The 14,461-nt window shown below is 62.1% G+C and carries 12 protein-coding genes; 5 read left to right on the top strand and 7 right to left on the bottom strand.

The window, feature by feature from the left end; all coding sequences use genetic code 11:
• The first annotated feature begins 49 nt into the window (after positions 1 to 49).
• The gene (locus SPHINGO391_RS21215) at positions 50 to 985 is read left to right on the top strand and encodes a DMT family transporter (RefSeq protein WP_152010705.1); all 936 of its coding nucleotides are present in this window, start codon (positions 50 to 52) and stop codon (positions 983 to 985) included.
• Here the strand turns inward: SPHINGO391_RS21215 and SPHINGO391_RS21220 are convergent.
• Positions 936 to 1,955 (bottom strand): proline racemase family protein, encoded by a 1,020-nt coding sequence (locus SPHINGO391_RS21220; RefSeq protein ID WP_152010706.1) that lies wholly within the window; start codon positions 1,953 to 1,955, stop codon positions 936 to 938. The two genes, SPHINGO391_RS21215 and SPHINGO391_RS21220, sit on opposite strands and share 50 nt — an antisense overlap.
• Positions 1,952 to 2,446, bottom strand: a complete 495-nt coding sequence (dut, locus tag SPHINGO391_RS21225; RefSeq protein ID WP_152010707.1) for a dUTP diphosphatase — start codon at positions 2,444 to 2,446, stop codon at positions 1,952 to 1,954. The genes SPHINGO391_RS21220 and dut overlap by 4 nt, the downstream gene beginning before the upstream one ends.
• A 93-nt stretch (positions 2,447 to 2,539) precedes the next feature.
• Here dut and SPHINGO391_RS21230 point away from each other — a divergent pair, with 93 nt between their 5' ends.
• From SPHINGO391_RS21230 to SPHINGO391_RS21240, 3 genes are all read left to right on the top strand, one after another.
• On the top strand, positions 2,540 to 4,129 hold the full coding sequence (locus tag SPHINGO391_RS21230; protein WP_152010708.1) for a peptide chain release factor 3: 1,590 nt from the start codon (positions 2,540 to 2,542) through the stop codon (positions 4,127 to 4,129).
• Between the two features lie 118 nt (positions 4,130 to 4,247).
• Positions 4,248 to 4,730 (top strand): DUF305 domain-containing protein, encoded by a 483-nt coding sequence (locus SPHINGO391_RS21235; protein ID WP_210385807.1) that lies wholly within the window; start codon positions 4,248 to 4,250, stop codon positions 4,728 to 4,730.
• A gap of 1,106 nt (positions 4,731 to 5,836) precedes the next feature.
• Entirely contained in the window at positions 5,837 to 7,753 is a 1,917-nt protein-coding gene (locus SPHINGO391_RS21240; protein WP_152010709.1) for an EAL domain-containing protein, read from the top strand.
• 202 nt (positions 7,754 to 7,955) lie between these two features.
• On the opposite strand, the gene SPHINGO391_RS21245 is transcribed toward SPHINGO391_RS21240, so the two are convergent.
• Positions 7,956 to 8,363 (bottom strand): universal stress protein, encoded by a 408-nt coding sequence (locus tag SPHINGO391_RS21245; RefSeq protein WP_152010710.1) that lies wholly within the window; start codon positions 8,361 to 8,363, stop codon positions 7,956 to 7,958.
• A 363-nt stretch (positions 8,364 to 8,726) separates the two neighbouring features.
• On the opposite strand from SPHINGO391_RS21245, the gene SPHINGO391_RS21250 reads away from it, so the two are divergent.
• Complete coding sequence (locus SPHINGO391_RS21250) at positions 8,727 to 9,425, top strand: formylglycine-generating enzyme family protein (protein WP_244615304.1); 699 nt, start codon at positions 8,727 to 8,729, stop codon at positions 9,423 to 9,425.
• Between the two features lie 105 nt (positions 9,426 to 9,530).
• On the opposite strand, the gene SPHINGO391_RS21255 is transcribed toward SPHINGO391_RS21250, so the two are convergent.
• The 4 genes from SPHINGO391_RS21255 to SPHINGO391_RS21270 all read right to left on the bottom strand — a co-directional run bounded on the left by SPHINGO391_RS21255 (position 9,531) and on the right by SPHINGO391_RS21270 (position 14,290).
• Positions 9,531 to 10,133 (bottom strand): SDR family oxidoreductase, encoded by a 603-nt coding sequence (locus SPHINGO391_RS21255; RefSeq protein ID WP_152010711.1) that lies wholly within the window; start codon positions 10,131 to 10,133, stop codon positions 9,531 to 9,533.
• A 94-nt stretch (positions 10,134 to 10,227) separates the two neighbouring features.
• A complete protein-coding gene (locus tag SPHINGO391_RS21260) occupies positions 10,228 to 10,845 on the bottom strand; it encodes a glutathione S-transferase family protein (RefSeq protein ID WP_152010712.1) in 618 nt (205 codons plus the stop codon).
• Positions 10,842 to 12,218 (bottom strand): NAD-dependent succinate-semialdehyde dehydrogenase, encoded by a 1,377-nt coding sequence (locus SPHINGO391_RS21265; RefSeq protein WP_152010713.1) that lies wholly within the window; start codon positions 12,216 to 12,218, stop codon positions 10,842 to 10,844. Before SPHINGO391_RS21265 ends, SPHINGO391_RS21260 begins: the two co-directional genes overlap by 4 nt.
• Before the next feature lie 185 nt (positions 12,219 to 12,403).
• Positions 12,404 to 14,290: a PAS domain-containing protein gene (locus SPHINGO391_RS21270; protein WP_152010714.1), complete on the bottom strand. Its 1,887-nt coding sequence runs from the start codon at positions 14,288 to 14,290 to the stop codon at positions 12,404 to 12,406.
• Between the last annotated feature and the right edge of the window lie 171 nt (positions 14,291 to 14,461).

Raw genomic sequence — 14,461 nt, forward strand, 5'->3', positions numbered from 1 at the left:
TAGCGGTGTACTGCTACTGATAACGTAGCAAGCTACAGGAACAGCTGGAATGGGCAAGGCATCTTTCATCGACATCGTGCTCTGGCTGGCTCTGGCCGCGATGTGGAGCTCGTCATACGCTGTGATCAAGATCGGCGTTGCAACGCTCGAACCGGCGGTCCTCGTTTTCGGACGATTGCTGGTCGGAAGCGTCATCATCTACACGGTCATGCGTTGGCGCGGGCTGGCTCTTTCACGGGATCCGGCGGTATGGTTCTCCTATGGGGTGACCGGGCTGCTGGGCAGCGCTGCGCCGTTTCTGCTGATCACCCATGGCGAGCAATCGGTCGACAGCGCGCTCGCCTCGATCCTGATGGGCGCATCGCCGGTGATCACCCTGCTGCTTGCGGCCTGGCTTGTGCCACAGGAGCGGCTGACGTTACGCACCTCGGCAGGCATCATCGGCGGACTCGCAGGAGTCGCCGTGCTTGTCGGGCCGGCAGCGCTTGCGGGGCTGGGTGCACAGCTCGGCGGACAACTGGCGATCCTCGCAGCCACCGCCTGCTATGCCGCCTCCACGGTCTATATCCGCCGGGCAGTCACACGCCCGCCCCTGGAGATGGCGGCCGGATCAATGCTCTTTGCCAGCCTGATCATGGGATGCGTACTGGCGCTTTCGGGCGCTCAGCTTGGTAAGATGGACTTCGGCGTCACATCGCTGGGCGCAGTGCTCTATCTCGGGCTGTTTTCGACGGCCTGCGCCAACCTGATTTACTTTCACCTGGTGCCACGGCTGGGGGCGACGCGGATGTCGCAGGTCAATTTCGCTGTTCCCGTTGGCGGGGCGTGGCTGGGTTTTCTGCTGCTTGGCGAGGCCTTGACCACACAGCGGCTGATCGCGCTGGCGATCATCATCGGGTCGATCTATCTGGGCACCAGCAGGCCCGCAAAGCCACTCAACGGACAAGGAACCCCGCCGCCAGCGGATCATCCTGCTCGACGGTGAACTCCGCCCTGCCCGCATAAAATGCGCGTCCGGAGACGAGCGCGGTGATGGCCGAATGCGGCCCGCAAGTCGTTACCGAAGCGACCGATCCCGAAAAACGGCTGCCGATGATGCTTTCAAATGTCCGTGCCTGACCCGGCGCGATCTGGCCGCGGGCATGCATCGCCGCCAGCCGGGCGGTAACGCCGGAGCCGGTGGGCGACCGGTCGACCTGCCTTTCGGCAAAGACGCAGACATTTCGGGTGGGTTGATCGGAAAAGGCGTCGCGCCCGTCAGTCAGGATCGAGCCATAGAGGAATGCCAGGTCCTCGGCATCAGGATGGCTGAGCCGGGTGGTGGCCTGAACGGCCCTGGTCAACTGGTCGGCCGCCTCGACAAAGGCCGAAACCGGATCGCGGCCGAATTCGAGCCCGAACTGGCGGGCGTCGGCCAGAGCATAGAAGGCGCCGCCATAGGCGATGTCGAAGCTGATCTTGCCGTGGTTTTCGAGGCCGCGGTTTTCGAGCGTGAGCTCCTGATCCCGGGCGAACAGGAACGACGGCACGCTCTCGAAGCTGACATCGGCAGCCTTGCCATCGCGGATAACCACTTCGGCGCGCACCATGCCACAGGGACACTCGATGTTGACCGTGGCGCGGTCGCCCACGGCCTCGACCAGGCCCTGGTCCACCGCATAGCGACCAAGCGCAATGATGGCGTGGCCGCACATGGTGGAATAGCCCTCATTGTGCATGAACAGCACCGCCAGGTCGGCGCCGGGCAGATCCGGTTCGACCAGCAGCGCGCCATACATGTCCGCATGGCCGCGCGGCTCGAACATCAGAATCTTTCTGAGATGGTCGAGATGATCGCGGACATAGGCGCGCTTTTCGAGGATCGTGCCCCTGGGCAGCTCGGGATAGCCGGAGGTGACAATCCTCAGCGGCTCGCCGCCGGTGTGCATGTCAATGACGGTGAGCAGGCCGCTCATGCCGTTCCCGTGGAGCCGAAACCGCCGTCGCCTCGGGAGGTTTCGCTCAGACTGTCCTGCATGACGATCCGCGCCTGGACCACCGGGGCGATCACCAGCTGGGCTATGCGCATGCCGCGGGTGACGATGAAGGGATCGGTGCCGAGATTTGCGAGGATCACCATGACCTCGCCGCGATAATCGCTGTCGATGGTGCCGGGCGTGTTCAGGCAGGTGATGCCGGACTTCAGCGCCAGGCCAGAGCGCGGACGAACCTGGCCCTCGAAGCCGTGCGGGATTTCCATTGCCAGCCCGGTGGGAACGGCGGCACGGGCCCCCGGCGCGATTTCCAGGGGAGCATCGTCGGCGACGGCGGCGCGCAGGTCCATCCCGGCGGAGCCGGGTGTTTCATAGGCCGGCAGTTCCAGTCCCTCGCCATGCGGGAGGCGGCGCACAAGCAGCACCGGTGTAGCATCAGCGGCGGACGGGGACAGGTGGGCAGGCTGAATCATGGGACAAGCTTTTACTCTTGGCGGGCCGAGGTCAATTGCATGGCGGGCGGCAAGACGGTAGAAGGCAGCGCAATCAACAGGAATCCGCCGCCAATGCCCGAACCACTCGCAGAGGAAGTCGGCCGCCGCCGCACCTTCGCCATCATCTCTCACCCGGACGCCGGCAAGACCACGCTGACCGAAAAGCTTCTGCTGTTCGGCGGCGCGATCCAGCTGGCAGGCGAGGTCAAGGCCAAGAAGGACCGGATCCAGACCCGCTCGGACTGGATGAAGATCGAGCGTGAGCGCGGCATCTCGGTGGTCACCTCGGTGATGACGTTCGAGTATGACAATCATGTCTTCAACCTGCTCGACACGCCGGGCCATGAGGACTTTGCCGACGACACCTACCGGACGCTGACGGCGGTGGACGCAGCCGTGATGGTGATCGACGCGGCCAAGGGCATCGAGCCACGAACTTTGAAGCTGTTCGAGGTCTGCCGGCTCAGAGACATTCCGATCATTACCTTCGTCAACAAGATGGACCGAGAGGCGCGCAATCCGTTCGAGATTCTCGACGAGGTGGAGCAGAAGCTGGCGCTCGACTGCGCGCCGATGACCTGGCCGATCGGACAGGGCAAGAGCTTTTCGGGCACCTATCATCTCGCCAAGTCGGCGATCCGGCTGTCGGACAAGGAAACCGCGCTGACGCCGGTGAACGGGCCGGAATCGGACAAGGTGGCGGGGCTGTTGCCGGAGAACGAGCGCGAGACCTTCATCGAGGAGACCTCGCTTGCGGCGGAGGCGTGCAAGCCGTTCGACCTCGACGCGTTTCGCGAAGGTCACCTGACGCCGGTCTATTTCGGCTCTGCGCTGCGGAATTTCGGGGTGCGCGACCTGATCGACGCGCTCGGCGCATTCGCGCCGCAGCCGCGGGCTCAGGTGGCGGACACGCGGACGGTGGAGGCCACCGACCCGAAGATGACCGCCTTCGTGTTCAAGATCCAGGCCAACATGGACCCAAACCACCGCGACCGGATCGCCTTCGTGCGAGTCTGCTCGGGCAAGCTGGAACGCGGCATGAAAGCGCGGCTGGCGCGCACCGGCAAGCCGATGAGCCTGTCGGCGCCGCAATTCTTCTTTGCCTCACAGCGCCAGATCGCCGACACCGCCTATGCCGGCGACGTGGTCGGCATTCCCAACCACGGCACGCTTCGGATCGGCGACACGCTGACCGAGGGCGAGGCGCTGGTGTTCCAGGGCGTGCCGAATTTCGCGCCGGAAATTCTCCGCCGGGTCAGGCTCGAGGATGCGATGAAGGCGAAAAAGCTCAAGGAAGCGCTGCAGCAGATGGCCGAGGAAGGCGTGGTGCAGCTGTTCTCGCCCGAGGACGGTTCGCCGGCGATCGTCGGCGTGGTCGGCGCGCTGCAGCTCGACGTGCTGAAGGAGCGGCTGCACGCCGAATACGGGCTTCCGGTGAGTTTCGAGATGGCGCGGTTCTCGATCTGCCGCTGGATCTCGGCGGACGACAAGGCCGACCTCGAACGCTTCGTCACCAGCCACCGCGGCGACATTGCCCGCGATCTCGACGGCGACCCGGTGTTCCTGGCCTCCGACCAGTTCTCGCTCAACTACGAGGCCGAGCGCTGGAAGATGATCGACATGGTGGCGATCAAGGAATACCACGTGGCCAAGGCCGCCTGAGGCGGGTTCCGGAGGTTTCCCCCGGGGCGTCCACAGCCCGCGCCAGCAAGGCCGGAACAATCCGCCCGCCCCTGCGTTGTCCGACAGACACCTGTCGCAGACCACGGGGGTAGAAAGCATGTCCACGTCCTACATCCGCTTCGCAGCCATGATCGCCACATCGACGCTGGTGATGTTCGGACTGATGTATCTCAACACCTTTGCGGCCGACCATGCCTGGTTCAGCCAGACGCGGATGTGGATGGCGCTCTACATGGGTGCTGCCATGGCCGCGGTGATGCTGAGCTTCATGCTCGGTATGTACAGGAACACCCGGCTCAATGCGGCGATCTTCGTGGCCGCGGCGCTGGTGTTTGCGGTCTCGCTCTACCTGGTGAGAAGCCAGGACACGGTGGGCGACGAGGCCTGGATGAAGGCGATGATCCCGCATCACTCGATCGCCATCCTGACCAGTTCGCGAGCCAATCTCGAAGACCCGCGGGTGCGCGAGCTGGCAGACGATATCATCGACACGCAACGGCTGGAAATCGCCGAGATGGAAGCGCTGATCGCCGACCTGAATGGCGGCCCGGAGGCAACCCCTGAAGTGGATGGACGTTAGGTTACCTCCGGTAAAACGCCCCCCGAAACTACCCGGACGTGTTGATCTCCCGCCTGTCCGGAATCGCAACCGGCCCCCGCCTTCGTTGAACTTGCCCTGAAGCCAGCCCCGACCCAGCCGCCGGCAGCGCGGCTCGGCACCTGCCCCCCAAATCCGGACCGGTTTCCAGCCACGGCAAAAAACCGCGCGCGAAAATCTCGCCGGCGGGATGGGGCAGTTCCAGGCTCCGGCGTCAAAACCGGTGTGCGGGGCACGGGCAACCGGCCCGTGGTGGTGGTGAAGAAAGGGCTTGGCACAGTCTCCCGCGCCCCGCCGGTGACGGATCTCCCGCGCCTTCCGGGCACGGGCGGGCTTCTCCTCCTGCAGCGGATCATCTTGAGCCCCGGGCGGTTTCGTCCTGTTCGGCGCGTGAGCCGAACCCGCCCTCTCCCCGCATGCGCGCACGGCAAGCCCTGCGGCATCACCTATGGGACTTGTCAGGCCGGCGTCTCAAAGCGGGCGGAGCCTATGGCGCCCGGCCAGCCCGCCGGGCACGCACACACACCTGAAACGCCGCCGGGGCCGGCAGAGCCGGGCCTTCCGGTTCCGGCCTTCGCATGATCACCCTGATGTCAGCTCCGCTTGAGGCTGACGGGCACCGGTGCTGGCCGGGATGATTTTCCCGCAAGCGCCTGGCGCGCGATACGGCCGCGCCCGCCAGACCTCACCGCCTCCCGCCAACCGCAGCTCCGTGGTCCGCGATCATCCGTTCCGACGGAAGGTGGAGTGATGATCGCATGGCGAGAGAGGGTGGGGAAAAAGACGGAGGGATTTTCTGGGTTGAACGCTTGGGATGAGTCCGCGAACAGATGTTCAGTCAGATACGACGGGTTCTGTCCTGCATAGAGTCTGCACGGGTGAAATCAATCGTCACACCTCATTCAAATCGAAGAATTACCGTAACCCAAATTTAAGGCGCACTAATATACAGAGACGATGATGTTTCCACGTAAAACAAGGCCGAGCCTCGCCTCACGGAATCCAAATCGCAAGAAACCGAATATGTGTTTGCGTTGACATCGAAGGAATTGTCGAGCGAAGCAGACGGAGATCCGAGAAATATTTTCATGAGACTCGATACCATTGCCAATTATCTGACGAAACTGGAGGATCCGGTAAGACAGCAGGCAATGGTGGACTCATACTCGCTTGTTCTGCGGCCCATTCTGATACCAGCCTGCGCATACTACCTGTTCGTCACATGGGAACACTGGCAAACGCAGACCGGAATTCTGCTGATCATGTTCTCTTTCATCAGCATGACGACGGCTCTCAGCTTCTATATGTTTCACAAGCATTTGACGAGCAATCGGACGATGTCTCTGGCCAGGCTCGAAGTTCATAGCCTGGCAATGCATCTTTTCATGTACCTCAACCTTTTGAGTTACCTTCTCGTCTACGACGTACAGACTCGCTACATCTATTTCGTTTTATTGGCATTCATCTTTGCGATAACGGGTGCAACTGCGCGCACAGTCATGATCAGCGTTCCACTGTCTTTGGCAACGCTTTACTGGTTTTCCACATCGCTACCAAGCGACCTTTATGCCGAATATCTATCCATTATCGTTGCAACTGCCTTTGCCTCAATCAGCATGACCGGGCTACTCAGGCATGCGATCATTCGTCAGATCGACGCACGATTACTTGCCGATGAAATGACGGCCAAGGCACAATCCCTTGCAGACTCCGACACACTAACGGGGATTCCCAACAGGCGGGCTATCTTCGAGAAGATCGACGCTTTGATTGAGCGTGGCAAGCCGTTCTGGCTTGGAATATTCGACCTCGACGGGTTCAAGGCGATCAACGATGTGTATGGCCATTCGATGGGCGACCGCCTGCTCTGTGCAGCCGTAGACCGGGTGATGGAACAGGTCTCGGAAGGGGTAATGATCGGCCGGATCGGCGGTGACGAATTCGCTGCCATTCTTCCCGGAAACCTCACCGAACAGCAGGTCAAGAAACTCGTCAGCAACGGGATAGAATCAATCACTTCCCCCTACGTGATCGACAACCAGGAACTCACGGTAGGGGCTTCGGCGGGTTTATCGCATTTTCCGGACATGGGAACCCACAGCACGCAACTTTATGAACAGGCCGATTTCGCGCTGTACAAGGCCAAAACTCATTTCCGCGGACAGTGTATCCTTTTTGAAGCGGCCGACAGTGAGGAAATGAAAAACGCAATCGCGATCGAGCGGGAATTGCGTGAAGGCAACCTTGAAGAAGAACTGTTTCTCGTTTTTCAACCGCAATACTCACCGAGCCAGAAGCGTGTCCTGAGCTTTGAAGCACTTGCCCGCTGGGAAAATCCAAAGCTCGGGCTTGTCCGCCCTGACCAGTTCATTCGTGTGGCCGAACGCTCCGGTTTCATTCAGAAGATAACTGGAATTCTGTTCCGAAAGGGACTGGCGGAGCTGAAGAGATGGCCCGACGACATCGGCCTGTCTTTCAACCTTTCGGCGCGCGACATCTCGGATCAGACCTTCGTCCTGTCTCTCCTCGGAGAGATCATGAAGGCGGAGCTCTCGCCGGCCCGTCTGGAGTTCGAAATAACCGAAACAGCGGTCATGTCTGATCTGGCAACCTCCAGCGCCGTTCTCAGCCGGCTGAGGAGCAGCGGCTGCAAAATCGCACTTGATGATTTTGGTTCTGGCTACTCAAGTTTCGAGTATCTCGATCAGCTGCCGCTAGACAAGGTCAAGATTGACAGGAGTTTCATCCGCAAGGTTCCTCACAGCATCACTTCGCGTGAAATTGTGGCGGCCATCAATGGATTGTGCTCCAAGCTTAACCTGCGGTGTGTGCTGGAGGGCGTCGAGACCGACCACGAAATGGCCGTTCTCGAGGAACTACAGCCCGACCTGATTCAGGGATACCTGTTTGGCCGGCCGATGAGCGGGGAGGACGCAAGGCAGTTGATCGCAGACCAGCAGCAGCCAAATACAGATCATACCGCCAGACTCAGCCAATCCGCTTGACTGGATCCGGCTGTGCTCATTCCGGTCTTGCTGCCTCAAGATCTGGAAAAGGCTTCTGTCTGGCGATCATCCATGGTCCGCAAAGCGAACGTCAATCAGTCACGTATCAAGACTTTTGCGAAAAGAGCCGGTCGGCGGCTTGTGCAACATCGACCCAAAGCGATGAACGACCGACATGCGAGCACAAAACTGCTCCTCCCGCTCACCTGATCACGTGCACGGCGCAGGGTGCGTGGCGGACGACACGACCGGCGGTGGAGCCAAGGAAATAGTCCTGGAGGCCGGGGCGGTGGGAAGCAATTATGATGCAGTCGATGTTGTGGGCTGCAGCATAGTCGACGATCGTGGAACCCGGGTGGCCGCTGATGACGACGGGCTTGACGCCGGTCACGCCGCCAAGCTCGGCTTTCAGCCGGGTTTCGGCTTCCGAATAGCGGGCTCCCGTCTGCTCTGCGGGGACATATTGCGCCGCGTAGGCCGGGATTTCCTCAAGCACGTGCAGCGCGGTCATGGAAGCGTCATCCGAGGCAAGCGCGCGGGCGATATCGAAGGCCGCGGCGATGTCATGGGCGTGGTCGAGTGCGGTGGCAACAAGGATGTTCTTGTACATGGTCAGGTCCTCCTCAATCTCGAAAAACTAGCACGACCGCTCTGCAGCCGTGTTGATTTGGCTCAAGGAATGGGCGGATTTCGACTTGCCGGGCGCCAACGGCCGCTCGCCGGGCAGCCTGGCTCTTCATCTGGCCCGGATATCTGGGCAAGGTATCTGGGCAAGGTATCCGGGCCAGGCAGTTTGACCGCAACCGGGCGGGCTGAAGGCGCGGGATCGGGTCGGTCCGGCTTAACCCGTTGCAGCGGGCTCTCGTCATTCTCAGGCGGCGGTCTATATGGCCCGGTGTGGCGCACGCGCGGACGGGCAGCAGGGCGCGTGTGAGGCTTGCAAGGTAGGATTGTCAGCAGGGGGATGCGCGTTATGAAGACTGGCCTTTATCGGATGGCTTGTGGCGCGGCGGCGATGGCCACTGCACTGGGGTGCGCTAGTGCCGCGAACTCGGACGCGGAACAGGCGCGGCTCGACGGTTTTGCGATCGACCGGACCGAGGTCACGGTCGGCGCCTTCAAGGATTTTGCCCAACGCGCAGGGCTTGAAACCATGGCCGAGCGCGAGGGCGGAGGTTTCGAATGGGGCGCTGGATGGGAGCGGCGGCCGGGCCGGACCTTCCGCACACCCTTCGGGCGCGCTGCAGACGACAGCGAGCCCGCGGTGCATGTGAGTTGGGAGGAGGCGGACGCCTTCTGCGCAGATGCCGGCGGACGGTTGCCGACGCGCGAGGAATGGAGCCGCGCGGCCTATACCGAACAGCGCCCGAGCCCGACCGACGGGTTCGAGACCGGGCGCAGCTACGTTTACCCGGTGGGTGACGCGCCAGAGGGAATGAACAACAACCGGACAGGGCATGTGGCGGCTGGCAGCACCAGGCGCGGCGTCAACGGGCTTTACGACATGGGCGGGAATGCCTGGGAATGGCTCGCCGACCGGCGCGGCGAGGACGCGCTGACGGCGGGCGGCAGCTGGTGGTACGGGCCAAGCGCCACACAGGCCGAGGGCATGCAGTGGAAACCCGCCTCATTCTACGCGGTCTATGTGGGGTTCCGCTGTGCTTATGACTGAAGAGACTTCAGCCCCCCGCGGTCTTGCCAGGAGACTGCCGGGACAGCCGAGGGGCTCCGCGCAATGCGGCTCGCTGGAGCCGGCCGCATTGCGCGAAAGTATTGCTCAGGCCGACTGCATGTCGAGCGCCTTGCCGTCAAACCGGCCGGTGATGGCAGCTTCGGAGAGAAGCCGTGCAACATCGGCGCGGGCGGCCTTGGCTGTCTTGTCGACATTCTCGCCGAGGACGACGTTTTCGCTTTCATCGCCATCGGTGAGCGCCACCGGTCGCAGGATGGCATGGGTTACGGACGAACCCTTGAGGTGTTCGTCGGCGGCATGCTTGGCCTTTAGATAATGGGCGAGATCGCCTTCGGGGTCGGACTGGTCGGCACCGATGGAACTGAGCATGACGAAGCGCTCGACACCGGCGCTTGCGGCCAGATTAACCAGGCGGATGGCGCCGTCGCGGTCGACCTTCTCGGTCATTTCCGGGCCGGTGGAGCCGCCCGATCCGGCGGCGAAGACAACCACGTCGACGCCCTCGCAGACGCCGGGCTGAAGATCGGTAAGGTCGCCCTGACGCAAGGCAACGCCCTCGGGCAGAGTGCTGGTGTCGGAGCTTTCGCGGACAAGCGCGATCGGGCTCTGACCCTGATCGAGCAGGGTCTGGACCAGATGGCGGCCGGTCTTGCCGGTGGCGCCGGCGATGAGGATGGTCTTGGGCATGATGAATGTCCTTTTGAGTTCGAATGGCAATCGGGGGCCGGCTGGCCCGGAACGGGAAGCCGGGAGACCGGGAGACCGGGTCGGATACGGCGGTTTATTCCGAAGGCGGGACCATCGGCCCCGCGGCTTCGGTGGCGGCGATGTAGCCTGGCTGGCGCTGCAACTGCTTCCAGTAGTCGGCCACGGCCGGATGGCCTTCGAGAAGGCCGAAACGGTCAAGCATCGCGATCAGGTAGGAAAACTGGATGTCTGCCAGCATCGGCGCCTCACCGAAAAGCAGCGGCCCCTCGCCGCGTTCGCCGGCGATATAGGCGAGATGGTCGTCGAGCTCCGCCTGCGCCTGCTCGGGCACCGGCTTGCCGTCGAAGGCCGGCAGGATGGCGCGCAGGACGACGGGGGCGAAGGAGCCCTCGACGTAATCAAGCAGCGCCTCGTGCCGCCAGAAGGCGGGAGTGCCGTGGGGCGGCCGGTGCGTGGTGTCGCCGTATTTCTCGACGAGGTAGCGCAGGATGGTGGCGGATTCGGCGATGGTCTCGCCATCATCCTCGACCACCGGCGACTTGCCGAGCGGATGAACCCGCGACAGGTCTTCGGGGGCGCGAAACGCTTCGGTGCGCCGGTAATCCACCCGTTCGCAGGGCTGGCCAAGATCGGCCAGCAGCCAGAGCACACGGGTGGCGCGCGAATACTGAAGGGCGTGCAGCGTGATCATGGCAGGAAGATCGCCTTGGCGTTGACGAATTCCTTCATGCCGAAACCGCCGTGCTCGCGACCGTAGCCGGAATCCTTGACGCCGCCGAAGGGCATGTTGGGATCAGCTGCGCCGAAGGAATTGATGCGAACCATGCCGGTGTCGAAATGATCCCGGGCGAGCTTCAGCGCCCGGCCCTCGTCGCGCGAGAAAATGCCGCCGCCGAGACCATAGCGGCTTTCATTGGCAAGCTGCATGGCGTGCTCATCGTCGCGGGCGCGAATGATGGAGGCGACCGGACCGAAGATCTCGTCGTCATGGGCGGGCATGCCGGGCTTGAGGTCGCCGAGCACGGTGGCCGGGTAGTAGGCGCCGGTGCGGTCCGGCACTTCGCCGCCGCAGAGAACGCTGGCGCCCTTTTCAACGCTTTCGTCGACTTGGCTCTTCACGGTGTCGAACTGGTCCTGGCTCGACAGCGGGCCGAGACCCGTATCCTTATCCATGGGGTCGCCCATGGTGACGGATTTCATTTGCGCGACGAACGCCTTGACGAAGGCGTCGTAGACCTTGTCGGTGACGATGAAGCGCTTGGCCGAGACGCAGGTCTCGCCGTTGTTGTAGAGCCGGCCCATGACCGAGAACTTCACCGCGGTTTCGATGTCGGCATCCTCGAGCACGAGATAGGCATCGTTGGAGCCGAGTTCGAGCACGGTCTTCTTCAGTGCCCTGGCCGCAACCGAGCCGATATGCCGGCCTGCGCCGTCGGAGCCGGTCATCGTGACGCCACGGACCTTCGGGTGCTCTATCAGCTTGTCGCTGGTATCATGGTCGATGAGCACGACCTGGAACAGGTCTTCGGGCAGACCGGCCTCGATACACAGTTCGCGCAGGCGCAGGCCCGAGCCGGTGCAGATGCTGGCATGCTTGAGCACGCAGCCATTGCCGGCCATCAGATTGGCGGCAAGCACCCGGATCGGCTGGTAAAGCGGAAAGTTCCATGGCTGGATCGAGTAGATCACGCCGATCGGCTGATAGCTGACGACGCCACGCTGACCCTTGGTGCCATGGGTCCGCTCCTCGTCGGCCAGCATCTCCGGCCCGTTCTTGGCGGTGTAATCGAGAATGGCAGCACAGATCTTGATCTCGGTGTGACCATCCTTGAGCAACTTGCCGGTCTCGCGGGTCATCAGTTCGGCGAGTTCATCTGCATTGTCACGCAGCTTCTGCGCGATCCTGGTGAGATAAGGTGCCCGCTCCTGATGCGAGAGTTTGCGCCACTCGAGAAAAGCCGCATGGGAAGCCTCAAGACGGCGGGTGGCTTCTGCCTCGCTCATCAGCTCATAGGTCTCGATGGGTTGTTCTGTCGCGGGATTGATGGTGGTGATTGTTGACATGCCTGCTCCTTTTGGGATTCGGCAGGTCAACGGGCAGGGCTGGCAGAAGTTCCGCGATGCGGCGAGATCGCACAGGCGGGATGAAGCCCGGTTTTCCAGGGTTTCGGAGCATGGCTCGTGGTTTGGGACCTGTCACGAAAGCGTGAGTACAGCCCGTTTTCCGTGCTTTCGCAGGTTACTCGATCTCAGGCCGGGGGAAGCGGCAGCGACAGAACACAGTGAAAATTCGGCTCAAGCTCCGTCGTCACCTTGCCAGACCATTTGGATTCGACCAGCTGGCGGATCAGCCTGGTTCCGAAACCTGTTCCGGGCGTCGTCGCGGCCGTCTGGCGAATGCCGTCGCTCCATTCGAGCACGAAGCTCTTGCGGTCGCCGTCGGAGATGACCGACCATTTGAGGCTGACCCGTCCCTTCTCGCCTGCGAAGGCGCCATATTTGCTCGAATTGGTCACAAGTTCATGCAGCACCAGACTGAGATCGAAACACATGTCGGCAGACAGGATGACGTCACGTCCGGCGATATCGGTACGGTCGGTAAAGGGTTCGATTGTCTGGGCGACAAGCTCTCGAACACTGGCCTTGGTCCAGCCGCCATTGGAAATCAGCAGGTTCGACCGCGACATCTGGGCCAGCCGCGCCTCGAACTTGACCTTGGCCTCGGCGAGGCTGTCGGCATTGCGAACGGTCTGGTTGAAGATCGAGGTGACGAACTGCAGCATGTTGCCCGAGCGGTGGGCGATCTCGCGCACCAGGAGCCGCTGGCGCTTGCCGGCTTCATACTGGCGGTGGCAGCTGGCGATGAGATTGGCAACCGTGACCAGGAACGCGACCTCGCCATCATCAAAGTCACGGATACGGGTGTCATGCACGCCGATGACGCCGAAGGGGCGAGCGCCCGTGCCCGGAATGGTGACACTGATGCCGCTGCGAACACCATGCTCATGCAGAAGCGGCGGGCCGTCAAAACGGGTTTCGGTGGGCAGATCATGGACCACGACCGGACCCTGCACCGAGAGCGTGTAGCCCGCCTGCGAGGCAAGCTCGACGCCAACGCTCGCGGTGCCGACGAGCCCCTCGTGCCAACCCACACCGGATGCCAGCCAGAGATGATCGGCCTGGTCGGCGAAAGGCAGGATCTTTGCAAGAGGCAGTTCCAGCACCTGGGCCACCAGCGCAATGGTCCGGTCCATGAAGGACTGAAACGATCCCTCGGCAAGGGCCAGCGTTCCAATCTCGGTCAAGGCCTCCTGACGCGCCAGTTGCCGGGTCTTGTTACGCGCTTCGCGCAATTCATTGGTGATGTCGCGGGAGATCACCAGATATCCGGTCGACGTTCCCCTGGCGTCGGTGATCAGCGACAGCATCTCGTCCCAGGTGGTGCGCTTGCCCGAAGGGCTGACAAAATCAGCGGTGAACCGGCCAGCGCCTGACAGTTCGGCAGCCTTGGCCGCCGCCATTGCCGAATCGCGATCGGCACCCTGCCAGAAATCGAAATAGTTCCTGCCAACCGCATCCTCGGGCGAGGCCATTTCGAGGCTTGAGCAGCCGCAGGGATTGATGGAGCGAAGCGTGCCGTCCAGATCGACCAGCTTGATGCAATCCTTCGAATTGCGCAGGATCGATTCGGTCAGCTGATTGCTGGTGTCACGCTGACGTTCGCTTTCACGCAGTTCGGTGATGTCATCGAGTGTGTTGATGGCGCCAATCATCTGGCCATCAGCGTCGCGGATCGGCTGCGGCGAGACCAGAACGTGGCGCTGGTCGCCATCTGGACGTTCGACAAGCATTTCGGTTTTGCCGACCGGCTCACCGGTTTTCAGGCAGACCGCCATGGGGCAGTCTTCAGGATTGACCGGTGTTCCGTCCGGACGCCTCAACCCCAGTGATCCACACCAGAGGCTGACTCCGATTTCCGGTTCGCGCCCCCAAAGGGCAGTAGCCGCAGGATTGAAATAGGTGATGATGCCGTTGCGGTCCGTCGTGTAGACCGCGTTGCTCATCGCATCGAGGAGCGGGCGCGAGGTCTCCAGTCCACCGCGGTCGGAGATGTTCGTAACGGGCTTTGTCGACATGGCCGTGATACCCTTTACTGCGTCTGCCCCGGTTGGATGCACGAATGTGCCGATCTACCGCATTTTCTGAAAATGAACAGGGCGCGAAGCTGCTACCAGAACATAGGTACACCTTATCCCGGTTTCCAATCAACCGACTGCGGTGTAAGCCCTTATCGACCTTCCCACATC

Origin of the sequence: Hoeflea sp. EC-HK425 (assembly GCF_902498795.1) — a bacterium.
In the GTDB taxonomy this organism is placed as follows: domain Bacteria; phylum Pseudomonadota; class Alphaproteobacteria; order Rhizobiales; family Rhizobiaceae; genus Hoeflea; species Hoeflea alexandrii.